This window comes from Arthrobacter sp. SPT-J7 (genome assembly GCF_059089965.1).
On sequence record NZ_JBNHFF010000002.1, the window covers coordinates 12,172 to 27,692 of the forward strand.

Sequence of the window (15,521 nt, forward strand, 5' to 3'; positions counted from 1 at the left end):
CCGTGGCGGCCGAGAGGGCCTGCTATTTGTTTTTCGCCACGGCCTGGAAGAGTTCCGGCGTGCGGCGGTCGTACCAGCGGCCGCCCAGCACCACGCCGACCACCAGCAGCACCGCACCGAGCACGACGCCGACCACCAGGGCCAGCCAGCCCCACAGCGCGTCGCCGGTGAAGACGCCGATCAGCGCCAGCACCACCTCCGGCAGCGAGAGCAGCCCCAGCACGCCGAGGCCGCCGAGCTGGACCAGCATCATCCGGGCGGTCGAACCGGGCGGGGTCTTGAACGGGCTCTCGCCGGGCAGCGGCACGTTGTAGGTGTACCGGGCCGAAACCACGCTGGACAGGCCAAGCCCGGTGAGCAGCACTCCGAACGCGACCCCGGACACGGGGGCCAGCAGGTGCCATTCGCCGATGAAGACGAACGGCAGCACGGTCAGCAGCACGGTGGCCGGCAGGGCGATCACCGCGCAGGCGACGACGCGCCCGATCCGCTCGGCCAAGCCGCTGACGCCGGTGGTGACGTGCAGCGCGAAGGCCGTGTTGTCGTAGGCGATATCGGCGGAAATGCCGAAGGACAGCAGGAAGGCGATCATCGGGCCCAGCCAGAGCATGAAGGTGAAGTCGCCGGCCTGCGAGAGGCCGAAGAAGACCGCCACCGGAATCAGCGGGATGGACACCAGTGATGCGCCGTAGCGCGGGTCCTTGAACCAGTAGATCAGCGCCCGCGCCGCCACCGCGCCTGCCGGCGTGCCGGGCATCCGGGAGAACCAGCCCAGCTTGCCGCCGGCCTTGCGGGACACCGCGTTGTACGGCGGCGTGACCAGCGCGCGGGCCAGGCTCAGCTTCCACAGCCAGGCCATCACGGCCAGGAAGGCCACCGCGATCAGCAGCCGGGCCGCGGCGGCGCCCCAGTTGCCCAGCGCCAGGTCACCCGGCACCGCCCAGACGGCGCCCAGCGGCGACCAGGCCAGCCCCTCGGCCAGTGCCGGCAGGAAGTTCTGCGAGCTGCGGAAACCCTCGACGACGCCGATGCTGATCGGTCCGAGGAGCATCAGCGGAATGATGCCGATGACGCCGCTCAGGTCCTTGAACCGGCGCGAGCTCGCCAGCGTGGTGGACGCCGAGGTCGTGACGCGGGAGAGCACCACGCAGGTGAGCGTGGCGATCCCCGCGCAGAGCACCGCGGCCACCAGCGCTGCCGGGTGCTGCCACCAGGCGGCCGCTTGCCCCAGCGCTGCCACCAGGGTGACCACGCCCGGGATGCCCACCAGGCCGCCGATGGCAAGGCCCAGCAGCAATTGCCGCATCGGTACGGCATAGGTGACGAAGCGGGCCGGGTCCAGCGTCATGTCCACGCCGGTGGCCATCATCGGGATCAGCGCCCAGCCCAGGAATGCCGCGGATCCGCCCAGCACCACCACCATGCGTGCCATCTCCGGCTCGGTGTAGCTGAGGAAGAACAGCCCGGCGATCAGCAGCGCCAGCACGCCGATGGCGTACAGGCCGCCGAGGATCACGCCGACCAGCTGCCACGGGCTGCGTTTGAAGCCGTTGCGCAGCAGGGTCAGCTTCAGCCTTACGAGGTGCGCAACCACTCGAGCCCCTCCGCCTGGTTCCGGCCGCCGACCAGCTGGACAAAACGCTCTTCCAGGCTGGCACCGGCGCGGACCTCGTCCACGGTGCCGGCGGCCAGCACGTTGCCGCCGGCGATCACCGCCACGTGGTCGCACATGCGCTGGACCAGGTCCATCACGTGGCTGGAGACGATCACCGTTCCGCCGGAGGCCACGTAGTCGTGGAGGATGTCGCGGATGTTCGCGGCGGAGACCGGGTCTACCGCCTCGAACGGTTCGTCCAGCACCAGCAGCTTGGGCGCATGGATCAGCGCCGTGGCCAGAGCCACCTTCTTGGTCATGCCGGCGGAGTAGTCCACCACCAGGGTGCCGGCGTCATTGGTCAGGTCCATGGCCCGCAGCAGGTCCGGCACCCGCGCGGCCACCGTCTCCCGGTCCATGCCGCGCAGCAAGCCGGCGTAGGTGACCAGCTGCTCGCCGGTCAGCCGGTCGAACAGCCGCACGCCGTCGGGCAGCACGCCCATCAGACGCTTGGCCTTCAGCGGCTCGGCCCAGACGTCCACCCCGTGCACCCAGACCTGGCCGTAGTCGGGCCGGAGCAGCCCGGTGGCCATGGAGAGCGAGGTGGTCTTGCCGGCACCATTGGGGCCGACCAGCCCGTAGAAGGACCCGGCCGGCACGTCCAGGTTGATGCCGTTGACGGCGATCTTCTCGCCGAACCGCTTGGCCAGCCCGCGCACGGCCAGGGCGGGAACGGGTGCCTGCGCGCCGTAGGCAGGGGCGGAAGCCTGGCCGCCGCCGGCCGGGGCGGGCGGCTGGCCGGGGTTCTGGTTGTCCGGCTGCTGGACCGGGGGCTGTGATGGGTGCGAAGTCATACTGCCACGTTAACAACGCGGCGTCCGCGCGGGCATCATCCGCAAGGACTAATAATTCTCCGTCACGGCGGCACGCTCGTACTGCGGCGCCCAGGCCAGCTCGTGCCCCAGTTCGACGGCGGCGCGCTGCCACCAGTGCGGATGGCGCAGCGCCGCCCGGGCCAGCAGCACGGCGTCGGCCGAGCCCTCCTTGATCACCGCGTCGGCCTGCGTTGGCGTGGTGATGAGTCCGACGGCGCCGGTCGGGACGCCGGACTGGCGGCGGATGGCGGCAGCGAAGGGCACCTGGTAGCCGGGGCCCAGCGGGATTTTCACCCCGTGTACCGCGCCGCCGCTGGACACGTCCACCAGGTCCACGCCGCGGGCGGCTGCCTGGGACACCACGTCGGCCACCGCTTCCGGTTCCAGGCCGCCGTCCGCCCAGTCGCTGGCGGAGACACGCAGCAGCAGCGGCATGGCGTCCGGGATCACGCCGCGGACCGCGTCCACTACCTCCAGCAGCAGGCGGGCACGCTTGGCCGCCGAGCCGCCCCACTCATCGGTGCGGGTGTTGACCAGCGGGGACAGGAACTGGTGCAGCAGATAGCCGTGGGCACCGTGGATCTCGATGGTGTCGAACCCCGCCCAGACCGCCCGGACCGCCGCATCGCGGAAGTCGGAGACGACCTGCTGGATGCCTGCCTCGTCCAGCGCCGCCGGCGCGTCGTAGCGGCCGAAGGGCTCCGCCGTCGGGCCGACCGTCCGCCAGCCGCCTTCGGCGTGCGGCACGGTGCCGGATTCCCGGGCAAACGGTGCGTAGGTCGAAGCCTTGCGGCCGGCATGGGCCAACTGGATGCCGATCTTGGTGTCCGCCGAACCGTAGCGGTGCACGAACTCCGTGATCCGGCTCCAGGCCTGCGCCTGCGCGTCGGTCCAGATGCCGGTGTCCTGGGGACTGATCCGGCCGGTGGCGTTGACCGCCGTTGCCTCGGTGAGGACCAGTGCCGCGCCGCCGGCGGCGAACTGGCCCAGGTGCATCAGGTGCCAGTCGTTCGGTGTTCCGGGTGCGTCCTCGCGGCTGACCGAGTACTGGCACATGGGAGCCACCCAGCCGCGGTGGGCCAAGTGCAGTCCGCGCAGCTGCATCGGCTCGAACAGGCCGCCGGCTGAATCCTGAGCCATTTAGAAGAGCGCCCGCGCCAAGGCCTGCCGTGCCTTGGAGACCCGTGGGTCGGAGCTGCCCACCACATCGAACAGTTCTACGAGCCGCGCCCGGGCTGCTTCCCGTTCGTCACCGGTATGCCGGCTGATGAAGCCGACCAGGCGGGCAAAGGCGTCTTCGACGTGTCCGCCGGAGATGTCCAGATCGGCCACGGCCAGTTGGGCCTGCAGGTCGTCGGGCTTGTCGGCGGCGGCGGTCCGCAGCTCATTCGCGTCGGCGCCCTGCAGCCGCTCCAGCAACTGCACCTGGTACAGCCCCGTGCGTGCCTCGTTGTCTGCCGGCTGTTCGGCCAGCGCCTTCTGGTACGCCGCCGCTGCCCGGGCATAGTCGCCGGCCTCGATGGCATCGAATGCTTCCTGATGCAGCGGCGGCAGCGGCTTCTCCTCTTCAGCCGGAGCGTCCGCCGCGCCGGGCGCCGTGCCGGTCACGCCGTTGGCCTGGGCCACCTTGAGCAGCTCGTTGACGAACTGCCGCAGTTCGTCGGCCGACGCCGCGCCCTGGAACAGCGGGATCGGCTGCCCCTTCAACAGCGCGACGGCGGCCGGCACGCTCTGCAGCTGGAAGGCCTGGGCGATGCCGGGACTGGCGTCCACGTCAACCCGGGCCAGCACAAACCGGCCGGCAAACTCGTTGGTCACCTCGGCCATGGCGGAGGCCAGCTGCTGCGCCAAGTCGCTCCACGTTGCGGTCAACTCCACGATCACGGGAACCTGGGCGGAGAGTTGGACGAGCGCCTGGAAGCTTTGCTCGTTGACCTCAACGATGTAGCCTGCGGTGTCGCCCGCTGCCGGCGCTCCGGCGGCCGTGGCCGGCGCACCCGAGGCCGGTTGCTGCGGCTTTTTCAGCGCTGACAGGTCAACGGCGCCGCGCAGGCTGACGGAAGACGGCGCGGGGCCCTGCTCTGGAGTTGGAGTGGTCATAGCATCACACTAATACGTCTCGGTGGGGGTCCGGAATTGTGCGGCGGCAAGCGCCGCTGCCCGGCCGGTTGCCCGGCCGGGCTGACTCTACTTCAGCTTGGCGTCCACCAGGCCCTGGGCCACCCCGACCACGTTGAGCTTTTCATCGGAGCCTGCCGGCGGCACGTACAGGAAGACCGCTTCGCTGTACGTCACGTCCACGCCTTCGGTGGTGGAGTCTTCCCCGGCCAGCGCCGCGAACTCGAGCGAAAGTTCCACGGTGGCACCGGCTTCGGCCGGCACGCTTCTGGTCACCGACTTGATGTGGCCGAACACCACCGCGCCGCCGTCGGCCGTGCGCAGCGCGCGCAGCGACTTGTCGTCGACGCTGCGGCGGAAGGAGATGTCCGCGCTCTTGTTGGATTTGACCTGGTCCTTCTGGATCTTCTGGATCTGGTCGGAGAAGGTGTTCTTGCCAATCTTGTTCTGGTGTTTGCCGCTGTCCAGGTTCTCGGCAACCATCTTCACGGCCGCTTGCGGCGAGTAGAGCAGGCCGTCCTTGGCATCCAGCGGAACAGCCGGCGTCCCGCTGCTCTCGGTGGAGACCTGCGGGAAGGTTGTCCCCGGCAGCATCTGCAGCGCGCCCACCATCCGGTAGTTCGACCGGGGATCCTGCTGCGTCAGCACAATCACCTGCGGCACCGGGTTGTCCTCGCCTTCGGTCACCGTCACCACGGTCCGCGGCCACTCTGCACTGGTGCTGACCATGGAGGTCAGGATTGGTCCGGCGGCCACCGGGACCGGAGCCGCAGACTTACCGTTTTCGGCCCGCACCGCGTAATTGGCCTCGCGCACGGTCAGCGCCGCTCCCCCGACACGCGGCTTCAGTTTGCCGGCGTCCTGCGCCTTGTCGGCATCAGATACCGATGCGGCCACCGCATCCATGATCCGGGTCAGCTGGCTCTCCTGCACCACCGGGAAGCCGGCCGCTTCCTCGGCCTCCGGTGACGGAGCCGCCTGCGCGGGCAGCACTGTGCCGGCGGCAAGCACGACGACGGTGCCCGCTGCGGCCGCAGCACGCAGGCCAAGCGCGGGGCGGACCATCAAGGACCGGCGGCCCGAGGGACGGCCCTCTTCCGGATTCTCCGTGCCCGGATTTGCCGTTGCGGCTTCATCAGCGCGGCCGGCCGGCACGGCGGCGTCGGTCGCGGCCAGCGGCGCGGTCGCCGGGCTGGCCACACTCTTGTTGCCGGTTCCGCTGCCGGGACCCGAGCCGTTGCCCGGCGAATCGTTGCCCGGCGTCTGGCGGTTCGGACGGCGGGACACCACTGCCATTGCCACGCCGAGCACCACCAGCAGGGCTCCCAGGATGATCAGGGCCAGCGACCACGGCACGGACGTGTCGTTCGGCCAGGTGACGGTCACCGTGGTCGGCGCCGGCGCGGTGCCGTCGGAGGCCAGCAGGATGGACCACTCGCCGTCGGCCGGAGCCACCCAGCGGTGCTCAATGCTGCCCTCGGCCTGCTGCTCGCTTACCCAGAGGTCGGACCCGGCCGGATTCGGCACTTTGGCCTCGCCTTCGGTCACGGTCCCCTGCAGTTGGCCGTCCTCGATTCCGGTCAGCGAGGTGTGCGCTGCCTCTCCGACCCAGGCGTCGACGTCCCCGGCACGGCCCACAGCCAGAAGGAACTCGCCGTCGGCCTCCACCGAAACATCCACTTCTTCCTCGTGGATTCCAAAGACTTCCGGTTGAATCACGGTCACCGGGGCGGAGGCCTCCGCCGTGTAGCTGGCGGTTGCCCGCTCGGGCGGAGCCCAGACGGTGCGCTGGGCGATGCCCAGCGCGATGGCCAACAGCCCGATCACCATCAGGGCCACGGAAATCTTGAAACGCACAAAAATACCAATCGTCGATCGTGCAGGAAGCAAGGGCCGCGGGTCCGCCCAAGCCGTCAGGGCCGGGGCGGGTTGCCCGGCGTCGGTTAAACTTTATAACCCTATGGTAACGAACCGCCTTGCGGTCCGTGCGAGGCTGGTTTCCCCCGCAGTCCGATGGCGTCCCTGCGGCCGGACGTCATCCGCTGCCGTGCCCTTCCATACTGGTAGTCTGTCGCTCAGAATCGCCCGCATCCTGCAGCCGTTGCTGCCTACCGCGCGTCGAAGCGCCCGCCCGCAGCTTCAGCGGCTGCAGGCGGAAGAGAGGATGCTGCGTGAACGAACACCGGGACGGTCCGATGCCGGGCGCCGGCAATGGACCGGATGCCAAAGACCACCGGCCTGCCGCCGGTGCGCCGGGGGAACCACCGGCCGGCCCACCTGAGTCGGCACCCCTGTCGGCGGCACGGCAGCGTGCCGTCTTGAGCGCACTCGGTCGCATCGGGGCGTCCATGCCGCGTGCCCGGCCCCGCGTCCGGTTCGAGATGCCGCCCGAAGGAACTGATCCGGCTGCTGCGCGCCCTGAGGGAGCCACCACAGACTGGTCCCCCGCCCGGCATCCCATCCATTTCGGTTTCATGGCTACAGTCGGCGTCGGTTTCGCCCTGCTGCTGTACTTTGTGCTCACCAACGTCGGTGGTCTGCTGGCGTGGATTGCGGCGGCGCTGTTCATTGCCTTGGGCCTCGACCCGATTGTCCGGTGGCTGGAACGCAAGGGGCTTCCGCGTCCGGCCGGCGTCATCATTGTGGTGCTGATCCTGGCCGGGTTGGTCGCTGCCTTTATCTCCACGCTCATCCCGACCATCGTCAACCAGACCACCCAGATCGTCGCCAATGCACCACGCTATGTGGACAACTTCCTGAACTCGGCTTTCTTCCAATCCATCGATCAGCAGTTCCAGGTCCGAGAGCGCATCGACGTCGAACTGGCGAAGTTTTTTGCCAATTCCGAAAACGTCACCGGCATCTTCGGCGGTGTCCTCGGCGTCGGCAGCGCCGTCCTGCAAGGGGCGTTCGGCGCACTGATCGTGCTGGTGCTGACGTTGTACTTCCTGGCGTCGCTTCCGGCGCTGAAGGTCTGGGCCTACCGGCTGGCTCCGCGGTCAAAACGCCAGCATGTGCAGAGCCTGTCCGAAGAAATCAGCAGCAGCGTGGGCAGCTATGTGATCGGTCAGGCGTGCGTCGCCTTGATCAATGCAGCGGTCGCCTTCATCGCCATGACCATTGCCCAGGTGCCGTTCACGGCCTTGCTGACGTTCGTCGTCGCTTTGCTGGCCTTCATCCCGCTGATCGGTGCGGTGATTGCCGGTGCGCTCGTCTCGCTGGTGGCCCTGACGGTGAGTTGGCAGACGGCGGCGCTGTTCGCCGTCATCTACTTTGCCTATCTGCAGATCGAGGCCTATTTCGTTTCGCCGCGCGTCATGCAGCGGGCTGTTGCGGTTCCCGGGGCGGTGGCGGTGATCGCCGTCATTGCCGGCGGCTCGCTGCTGGGGGTGCTGGGCGCGCTGATGGCGATTCCGGTGGCAGCCTCGGTGATGTTGCTGCTGAAGGACGTCTTCATTGTGCGGCAGGACCGCAACTGACTCAGCGGTAACGGAAACTGCGGGTTTGCCAGCAGCGCGGGTGCCAGTGCCGCCGCTCGGCCAGGGCCGTTTCGCCGCCGAACAGCGAATCCGCGCGCCAGGCCACCAGGTGCTCGATTCCGGGACCGATCGTTCGGTGGCAGCCCGGGCAGATGTAGTCCTTGGCGGCGTTCGAGCCGCTAATCCGCCGGACGTTCCATTCGCCGTCCGGCGCATTCTGCCGCTCGGGGATGCCGGCGCGGGCGCGGTCCAGGTCCAGTTCGCTTCCCCGTGTCCATTTGCTGTTGCCCGTCCCCGAACGGCGGCGCGGACGGTTCGATCGGGGCATGCTATCCATTCTGCCCCACCGCCACGGCGCGGACCGAACCACCCGTCCGGCAAAGGTAAAGTGGCCTACTGTGCGTCTTGTCATTGCCCGTTGCTCCGTTGATTACATCGGCCGCCTCCGCGCCCACCTTCCGCTGGCCACGCGCCTGTTGATGGTGAAAGCGGACGGCTCCGTCCTGATCCATTCCGACGGCGGTTCGTACAAGCCGCTCAACTGGATGAGCCCGCCGGCCACCCTGCGGGTCACCGAACCGGAGTCCGATGACGCAGAGTCCGGCGTGCAGGAAGTCTGGCACGTCCAGCACGCCAAAAGCGATGACCGCCTGGTGATCAGCATCCACGAGCATCTGCACGAGTACAGCCACGACTTGGGCGTCGACCCGGGGCTGGTCAAAGACGGGGTGGAGGCCGACCTGCAGCGCCTGCTGGCGGAGCAGATCCACCGCCTCGGACCGGGCCACACGCTGGTGCGGCGCGAATACATGACCGCGATCGGCCCGGTGGACATTCTGGCCCGCAACGCCGACGGCGGCACCGTGGCTGTTGAACTCAAACGGCGCGGCGACATCGACGGCGTGGAACAGTTGACCCGCTACCTGGAACTGCTCAACCGCGATCCGCTGCTGGCCCCGGTCAAGGGTATTTTCGCCGCGCAGCAGATCAAGCCGCAGGCGCGGGTGCTCGCCACGGACCGCGGCATCACCTGCCTGACCCTGGACTACGACGAGATGCGCGGCGTGGACGACGCCGAATCCCGCCTGTTCTGAGCCGGAGCTCTCCGATCCGCAGCCGGGACCGGCACCGGCCTAGAATCGGACCATGAGCTCCCCCGGGCGGACCGGTCCGCAACCGCAGTACGTCCGCGGCCGGATCGTCTCCTCAGGAACCTCGCTCGACGACGGGGTCGTCGCCTTTGAGGGCGACCGCATCCGATACGCCGGCCCCGCCTCACACTTCGAGCCCGCCGGCTGGCACCAAGTGGACCTCCCGCCAGAGAGCCTGCTGCTGCCCGGACTGATCGATACCCACTGTCACGGAGCCTACGGCGGCGATTTCTCCTCCGCAGACGAAGAGGGCGTCCGGCGCGCCGTCGATTTCCTGCACCGCAGCGGAACCACCACCCTGGTGGCCAGTACGATGGCCGGTCCCCGGGACGAAATGCTGCGGGCCGTGCGACTGCTGGGGGAACTGACCGGCGAGGGCTTGCTCGCCGGCGTCCACGCCGAAGGCCCCTTCCTCTCGCCAGCCCGCTGCGGCGCGCAGAACGCCGAACACCTGCTTGCCCCGGACACCGGCTTCGCCACCGTGCTGGTCCAGGCGGCCGGTGGGCACCTGTTCTCCATGACCTATGCCCCGGAACTGGACGGTGCCGACGAACTGGTTGACCTGCTCTCGGCGCTCGGCGTGACACCTGCCCTCGGGCACACCAACGCCGATGCCGCGACAGCCGCCGCCTCGCTGGTCCGCGCTTCGGAGGGCCTGGCGCAGGCCGGCTCCGACCGGAACCAGCGGCGGCCGCTCGTCACGCACCTGTTCAACGCGATGCCACCCCTGCACCACCGCTCCCCCGGCGCTGCGGCAGCCTGTCTGCGCGCCGCCGCGGCCGGACGCGCCGCCGTCGAACTCATAGCCGACGGAACCCACCTGGACCCGGAGACCGTGCTGACCGTGTTTGATCTGGTGGGCGGCGCCAACATCGTGTTGGTGTCCGATGGGATGGCGGCCACCGGACTGGGCGACGGCCGGTATGTGCTGGGCGGCAACGACGTGAGCGTCAGCGGCGGCGTCGCGCGGGTGGCCGCCAGCGGTGCCCTGGCGGGCGGCACGGCCACCCTCCTGGACGTGGTGCGCGGCGCAATTGCCGCCGGAGTCCCGCTGGAGACTGCCGTTTCCTCCGCCTCCGCAGTACCGGCCGCGGCGCTCGGACGGGCGGAGGAAGCCGGCGCGCTGGCCCGCGGCTTCAGGGCCGACCTTTTGGTGACCACCCGGGACCTGGCCTTGACGGCAGTGTTGCGCTGGGGCCGCTGGCTGGACCCGCTGCCGCGCTGAAGCGGACGGCGGCGTAACCACGGGGCGAACTCTTCCTTAATTTGAATTGAATCTACCTTTGTACCGTTGACCGCCCGTATAAACGTATGTGATGCTTGACTCAGTCTTTGTGTAGGTGAAGTATTCATGCTCGCAAGACATGTTGCGAGTGTGAAGCTCCTCAGCGTCCGGCCTGACGGCCTTTGTTGTTCGGATCTTCCACGGAGTAACCGGGTTGGTACGAGGTGTACCGGCTTGATTCTGTTCCACGATGAGGAGATTTAAATGGCACAGGGGACCGTCAAGTGGTTTAACGCGGAAAAGGGCTTCGGCTTCATCACTCCGGATGAGGCAGACGGAGATGTCTTCGTTCACTACTCCGAAATCCAGTCGGGCGGCTTCAAGACGCTCGATGAAAACCAGCGCGTGAGCTTCGAGATCGGCCAGGGAGCCAAGGGCCCGCAGGCCACCGGCGTCACTGTCATCTAGCTTCGGCTTGAGCACCGCGCGGCCGACGGCAGCGCACCGCCAGCAGAACCCCTCCGGACGGTTTCGGAGGGGTTCTGCTGCGTGCTGGGTCAGGCCGGCACGGTAGGCGGTCCCTGCCGGACCACGTCTCCGCCCAAGGCCTGCAGACGCTCGTCGAACCGCTCGTAACCCCGGTCGATGTGCTCCACGCCGTGCACTTCGGTAGTCCCTTCCGCCACCAGCCCGGCGATCACCAGCGCGGCACCGGCACGAATGTCGTTGGCTTCGACCGGAGCGCCGGAGAGCTGCGGGACGCCCTTTATCAGTGCGTGGTGGCCGTCCAACCGCACCACCGCACCCAACCGGGACAATTCGGCGGTGAACCCCCAGCGTGCTTCAAACACGTTTTCCGTCACCATTCCGTGCCCGTTGGCCACGGCGTTCAAGGCAACAACGAACGGCTGCAGGTCCGTGGGGAAGCCCGGATACGGCAGCGTGGAGACGTTGATCGGGTCCGGGCGCTGCGGCCCTTCCACCGTGAATCCGTCGTCCCTGCGGGTAATCTGGCAGCCCGCCTGCGACAACTTGTCCAGCACCACGGTCAGATGGCCGGGATTGGACTTGGCGACATCCACGGTCCCGCCCGTGATGGCCGCGGCAAAGGCCCAGGTACCGGCGACAATCCGGTCCGGCACGGTGCTGTGGCACACCGGGTGCAGGCGCTCGACGCCCGTGATCACCAGAGTGGGCGAGCCGATCCCTTCGATCCGCGCACCCATCGATACCAGCAGGTCGGCGATGTCGGTGATTTCCGGTTCCCGCGCGGCATTGTCGATCACCGTCACTCCACGCGCCAGCGTCGCCGCCATCATCAGGTTCTCCGTGGCGCCGACGGACGGATAGGGCAGGCGGTGGTGGGCGCCGTGCAGCCCGTTCGGCGCCTTGGCCACCAGATAGCCGTGGTCAATGCTGATGCTGGCACCCATTTGCTCCAGCCCGGCCCGGTGCATATCCAGTCCACGGCTGCCGATGGCGTCTCCCCCGGGCAGCGCGACTTCGGCCTGGCGGCAGCGGGCCACCAGCGGGCCCAGCACGGAGATGGAGGCCCGCATGGCGCGAACCAGGTCGTAGTCGGCTTGGTGCGCGGGTTCGGCCGGCACGTCGATGTGGACGCTGGCAGCGTCGACGTCGTAGTCCACCGCACAACCAAGCCGGCGCAGCAGTTCCGACATGATCCAGACATCTTGGATATCCGGCACGTTGGTGATCGTGGACCGCCCCTCCGCCAGCAGCACTGCGGCCATCAGCTTCAGGACGCTGTTTTTCGCGCCCGAGACCTCCACTCGCCCGTTCAGCGTGCTGGGCCCGCGCACCACGATCACCTCATGCATGGAATCCATCCTACGGTTGTGCCGGAGTTGTGCTGTTTAACGGCTGACGGCGCGGCTCCCGGGGGAACCGCGCCGTTTCATCCAGGCCTAGCGCCAGGTGCCGATGCCGATCACCGGCCCGGCTTCCAGCCAAGACGAAAGACCGGCGTAGACATCGAATGTCATCGCCATCGCCAGATCCTGTTTTTCATGCGTGAGCATCACGACGATCGCACCGGGCTGGATCTTGGCCCGCTCGGTTTCGGTCGGTTGCCGCCAGCCCTGCAGCTCCAGCGAACTGCGCCGGAACCTGTAGCGCGGCTTGGGGCTCAGCGACAGGAGGCGCAACCATTCCAAATGGGTGTCCGTATAACGACAAACCCCCATCTGCCAGCTGCCGGGCAGCATGGCGATGGAGGCGTCGAAGGTGCCCAGAGTGCGCCGCAGTTGATAGCGGCGCACTCCGAAGGCAATCAGTGCCAACACCAGCAGCAGGAAGACTGCGGCCAGGATGGCGAACGTGATGTCGAGACCGTTCACCGGCGGCTAGCTGGTCGCCGTGGCCTCGTCGCCAACCGTCGCATTATCTGCAACGATGACGACCCGGTTGCTGTCGACGGAGAAGAACCCACCGTCGACATTAACGTTGATGCGGTCACCAGACACGGGCTCGATGGCCAGCTCTCCGGCTGCCAGGATGGCCAGCACCGGGGAGTGTCCCGGCAGGATCCCGATTTCGCCGTCGCTGGTCCGCGCCTTGACCATTGTTGCCTGGCCGGACCACACGAAGTGGTCCGCGGCAACAATCTCAACTTCCAGTTCAGCAGAATTATTAGCCACAGGCCTTACTTCCCGGTCTGTTCCTGGATCTTGGCCCACTGGCGCTCAACATCGTCCAGGCCGCCCACGTTGAAGAAGGCCTGCTCGGCGATGTGGTCGAGCTCGCCGTCGCAGATGGCCTTGAAGCCTTCCACGGTGTCCTTGATGGAAACCGTGGAACCCTCGACGCCGGTGAACTGCTTGGCGGTGTAGGTGTTCTGCGACAGGAACTGCTGGATGCGGCGGGCCCGGGCGACGACGATCTTGTCTTCTTCGCCCAGTTCATCAATGCCGAGGATGGCAATGATGTCCTGCAGTTCCTTGTTCTTCTGCAGGATCTGCTTCACGCGCACAGCGGTGTTGTAGTGGTCGTGTCCGATGTACTGCGGATCCAAGATGCGTGACGTCGAGGTCAGCGGATCCACGGCCGGGTACAGGCCACGCGATGCGATTTCACGGGAAAGTTCCGTGGTCGCGTCCAAGTGGGCGAAGGTGGTCGCCGGAGCCGGGTCGGTGTAGTCATCCGCGGGGACGTAGATCGCCTGCATCGACGTAATCGAGTGGCCCTTGGTGGAGGTGATGCGTTCCTGCAACACGCCCATCTCGTCGGCCAGGTTCGGCTGGTAGCCCACGGCGGAGGGCATGCGGCCCAGCAGCGTGGAGACCTCGGAACCGGCCTGGGTGAAACGGAAGATGTTGTCGATGAACAGCAGCACGTCCTGCTTCTGCACATCGCGGAAGTACTCCGCCATCGTCAGGGCAGACAGGGCCACGCGCAGACGCGTTCCCGGCGGCTCATCCATCTGGCCGAACACCAAAGCGGTGTCCTTGAGCACGCCGGCTTCTTCCATTTCCACCCAGAGGTCGTTACCCTCGCGGGTACGCTCGCCGACACCGGCGAACACGGAAGTACCGCCGAAGTTGCGGGCCACACGGGTGATCATTTCCTGGATCAGCACGGTCTTGCCTACACCGGCGCCGCCGAACAGGCCGATCTTGCCGCCCTTGATGTACGGGGTCAGCAGGTCGATCACCTTGATGCCGGTCTCCAGCATCTCGGTGGAGCCTTCCAGCTCGGCGAAGTTCGGCGCCTTGCGGTGGATCGGCCAACGCTCGGTGATCTCCAACTGCGAGGCTTCAACGTCCAGCGGTTCGCCCAAAACGTTGAAGATGTGGCCCTTGACGCCGTCGCCCACGGGCACGGTGATTGGGGAGCCAAGGTCCTGCACCGTGGTGCCGCGGACCAGGCCGTCAGTAGCCTGCAGCGAGATGGCGCGAACCAGGTTATCGCCCAGGTGCTGCGAGGTCTCGAAGGTGATGGTGCGGGTCTCGCCGTTGAGGGTGATCTCAGCGGTGAGGGCGTTGTACATTGCGGGGATTGCGTCCGCCGGGAATTCGACGTCGACAACCGGGCCGATGACACGGGCGATACGGCCGGTAGCGCCCGTAGCGACGGAACCGGTTCCGTGCTCGATGGTTTGGGCAGTCATCTTTCTCACTTCTCAGTTTCGATGGCGTGGTTTATGTGTGCTGTTGCTGCAGGGACTGATTAGGACGCTGCCAGGGCGTCCGCGCCACCGACAATTTCGGTGAGTTCCTGCGTGATCTCTGCCTGACGCGCGTTGTTGCGCAGTCGCGTGTACTTCTCGATCAGGTCCGTGGCGTTGTCGCTGGCGGACTTCATCGCTCGCTGGCGGGCTGCAAGCTCGCTGGCAGCAGCCTGCAGCATAGCCGCGAAGATGCGCGATTCGATGTAACGCGGCAGCAGTGCGTTCAGAACCTGTTCGGGCTCCGGCTCGTACTCGTACAGCGGCAGCAGGTCGGTCTCCTCGGTGGCCTCTTCTTCCACAACCTCCAGCGGCAGCAGTCGGATGACCGCCGGCTCCTGGACGACCATGGACTTGAAGCGGGTGTAGACGATGTGAATCTCGTCCACGCCACCGTCCTCGAACGGCGTGTTGAAGTCGGAGAGCAGTTCCTCACCGATCTCGCGGGCGGTGCTGAACTCCGGAGAGTCAGTGCCACCCGTCCAGACCTGCTGGTACTGGATGTTCCGGAAGTCGAAGTAGGCCTGCGCCTTGCGGCCGACCAGGTAGTGGCGGACTTCCTTGCCTTCTCCGTGAAGCAGCTCAGTCAAAGCCTGGGCCTGCTTCAGCACGGACGCGGAGTACGACCCCGCCAGACCGCGGTCGGAGGTCAGCACGAGCACGGCGGCCCTGCGGATCTGCTCCGGCTCGGTGGTCAGCGGATGGTCGATCTCGGACTGCGAAGCCACAGCAGAAACGGCACGGGTGATCGCATTGGCGTACGGCATCGAGGCCGCGACACGGCTGCGGGCCTTGCCAATGCGTGAGGCGGCGATCAGCTCCATCGCCTTGAAGATTTTCCGCAGCGACGAAGTCGATGCGATCTTCTGGCGGTAGACCCGAATCTGGGCTCCCAT

General features: G+C 67.4%; 15 protein-coding genes. 4 read left to right on the forward strand and 11 right to left on the reverse strand.

Annotated elements, in window-relative coordinates; translation table 11 throughout:
• Positions 1-22: 22 nt before the first annotated feature.
• The 5 genes from AC5RWX_RS02890 to AC5RWX_RS02910 all read right to left on the reverse strand — a co-directional run bounded on the left by AC5RWX_RS02890 (position 23) and on the right by AC5RWX_RS02910 (position 6,444).
• Positions 23-1,594: a transporter gene (locus tag AC5RWX_RS02890; protein WP_493943405.1), complete on the reverse strand. Its 1,572-nt coding sequence runs from the start codon at positions 1,592-1,594 to the stop codon at positions 23-25.
• The gene (locus AC5RWX_RS02895; RefSeq protein WP_493938878.1) at positions 1,576-2,448 is read right to left on the reverse strand and encodes an ABC transporter ATP-binding protein; all 873 of its coding nucleotides are present in this window, start codon (positions 2,446-2,448) and stop codon (positions 1,576-1,578) included. Before AC5RWX_RS02895 ends, AC5RWX_RS02890 begins: the two co-directional genes overlap by 19 nt.
• A gap of 48 nt (positions 2,449-2,496) precedes the next feature.
• The gene (locus AC5RWX_RS02900) at positions 2,497-3,609 is read right to left on the reverse strand and encodes an NADH:flavin oxidoreductase/NADH oxidase (protein ID WP_493938877.1); all 1,113 of its coding nucleotides are present in this window, start codon (positions 3,607-3,609) and stop codon (positions 2,497-2,499) included.
• Positions 3,610-4,569 (reverse strand): tetratricopeptide repeat protein, encoded by a 960-nt coding sequence (locus AC5RWX_RS02905; RefSeq protein ID WP_493938876.1) that lies wholly within the window; start codon positions 4,567-4,569, stop codon positions 3,610-3,612.
• An 87-nt stretch (positions 4,570-4,656) separates the two neighbouring features.
• A complete protein-coding gene (locus AC5RWX_RS02910) occupies positions 4,657-6,444 on the reverse strand; it encodes a DUF8094 domain-containing protein (RefSeq protein ID WP_493938875.1) in 1,788 nt (595 codons plus the stop codon).
• Between the two features lie 338 nt (positions 6,445-6,782).
• On the opposite strand from AC5RWX_RS02910, the gene AC5RWX_RS02915 reads away from it, so the two are divergent.
• Positions 6,783-8,066, forward strand: a complete 1,284-nt coding sequence (locus AC5RWX_RS02915) for an AI-2E family transporter (RefSeq protein WP_493956905.1) — start codon at positions 6,783-6,785, stop codon at positions 8,064-8,066.
• 1 nt (position 8,067) lies between these two features.
• Here the strand turns inward: AC5RWX_RS02915 and AC5RWX_RS02920 are convergent, their stop codons facing one another.
• Positions 8,068-8,394 (reverse strand): Rv1322 family protein, encoded by a 327-nt coding sequence (locus tag AC5RWX_RS02920; RefSeq protein WP_493938873.1) that lies wholly within the window; start codon positions 8,392-8,394, stop codon positions 8,068-8,070.
• A gap of 70 nt (positions 8,395-8,464) precedes the next feature.
• On the opposite strand from AC5RWX_RS02920, the gene nucS reads away from it, so the two are divergent.
• The 3 genes from nucS to AC5RWX_RS02935 all read left to right on the forward strand — a co-directional run bounded on the left by nucS (position 8,465) and on the right by AC5RWX_RS02935 (position 10,910).
• Positions 8,465-9,160, forward strand: a complete 696-nt coding sequence (nucS, locus tag AC5RWX_RS02925; RefSeq protein WP_493938872.1) for an endonuclease NucS — start codon at positions 8,465-8,467, stop codon at positions 9,158-9,160.
• Positions 9,161-9,212: 52 nt separating this feature from the next.
• Positions 9,213-10,442: an N-acetylglucosamine-6-phosphate deacetylase gene (locus AC5RWX_RS02930; protein WP_493938871.1), complete on the forward strand. Its 1,230-nt coding sequence runs from the start codon at positions 9,213-9,215 to the stop codon at positions 10,440-10,442.
• A 264-nt stretch (positions 10,443-10,706) separates the two neighbouring features.
• Positions 10,707-10,910, forward strand: a complete 204-nt coding sequence (locus AC5RWX_RS02935) for a cold-shock protein (RefSeq protein WP_136787594.1) — start codon at positions 10,707-10,709, stop codon at positions 10,908-10,910.
• A gap of 89 nt (positions 10,911-10,999) precedes the next feature.
• Here the strand turns inward: AC5RWX_RS02935 and murA are convergent, their stop codons facing one another.
• From murA to AC5RWX_RS02960, 5 genes are all read right to left on the reverse strand, one after another.
• Positions 11,000-12,280 carry a UDP-N-acetylglucosamine 1-carboxyvinyltransferase gene (murA, locus tag AC5RWX_RS02940; RefSeq protein ID WP_493938917.1) on the reverse strand — a complete coding sequence of 427 codons (1,281 nt, stop codon included), beginning with the start codon at positions 12,278-12,280 and terminating at the stop codon, positions 11,000-11,002.
• 87 nt (positions 12,281-12,367) lie between these two features.
• Positions 12,368-12,799 carry a DUF2550 domain-containing protein gene (locus AC5RWX_RS02945; protein ID WP_493938870.1) on the reverse strand — a complete coding sequence of 144 codons (432 nt, stop codon included), beginning with the start codon at positions 12,797-12,799 and terminating at the stop codon, positions 12,368-12,370.
• A gap of 6 nt (positions 12,800-12,805) precedes the next feature.
• Positions 12,806-13,099 (reverse strand): F0F1 ATP synthase subunit epsilon, encoded by a 294-nt coding sequence (locus tag AC5RWX_RS02950; RefSeq protein ID WP_493938869.1) that lies wholly within the window; start codon positions 13,097-13,099, stop codon positions 12,806-12,808.
• A gap of 5 nt (positions 13,100-13,104) precedes the next feature.
• Positions 13,105-14,568 carry a F0F1 ATP synthase subunit beta gene (atpD, locus tag AC5RWX_RS02955; protein ID WP_493938868.1) on the reverse strand — a complete coding sequence of 488 codons (1,464 nt, stop codon included), beginning with the start codon at positions 14,566-14,568 and terminating at the stop codon, positions 13,105-13,107.
• A gap of 59 nt (positions 14,569-14,627) precedes the next feature.
• Positions 14,628-15,521 (reverse strand): F0F1 ATP synthase subunit gamma, encoded by an 894-nt coding sequence (locus tag AC5RWX_RS02960; protein ID WP_493938867.1) that lies wholly within the window; start codon positions 15,519-15,521, stop codon positions 14,628-14,630.

Coding starts and splice junctions, on each gene's coding strand:
- AC5RWX_RS02905 (WP_493938876.1), bottom strand. CDS start 4,569: ATGACCACTCCAACTCCAGAGCAGGGCCCCGCGCCGTCTTCCGTCAGC.
- murA (WP_493938917.1), bottom strand. CDS start 12,280: ATGCATGAGGTGATCGTGGTGCGCGGGCCCAGCACGCTGAACGGGCGA.
- AC5RWX_RS02960 (WP_493938867.1), bottom strand. CDS start 15,521: ATGGGAGCCCAGATTCGGGTCTACCGCCAGAAGATCGCATCGACTTCG.
- AC5RWX_RS02920 (WP_493938873.1), bottom strand. CDS start 8,394: ATGCCCCGATCGAACCGTCCGCGCCGCCGTTCGGGGACGGGCAACAGC.
- AC5RWX_RS02900 (WP_493938877.1), bottom strand. CDS start 3,609: ATGGCTCAGGATTCAGCCGGCGGCCTGTTCGAGCCGATGCAGCTGCGC.
- AC5RWX_RS02915 (WP_493956905.1), top strand. CDS start 6,783: ATGCCGGGCGCCGGCAATGGACCGGATGCCAAAGACCACCGGCCTGCC.
- atpD (WP_493938868.1), bottom strand. CDS start 14,568: ATGACTGCCCAAACCATCGAGCACGGAACCGGTTCCGTCGCTACGGGC.
- AC5RWX_RS02930 (WP_493938871.1), top strand. CDS start 9,213: ATGAGCTCCCCCGGGCGGACCGGTCCGCAACCGCAGTACGTCCGCGGC.
- AC5RWX_RS02935 (WP_136787594.1), top strand. CDS start 10,707: ATGGCACAGGGGACCGTCAAGTGGTTTAACGCGGAAAAGGGCTTCGGC.
- AC5RWX_RS02895 (WP_493938878.1), bottom strand. CDS start 2,448: ATGACTTCGCACCCATCACAGCCCCCGGTCCAGCAGCCGGACAACCAG.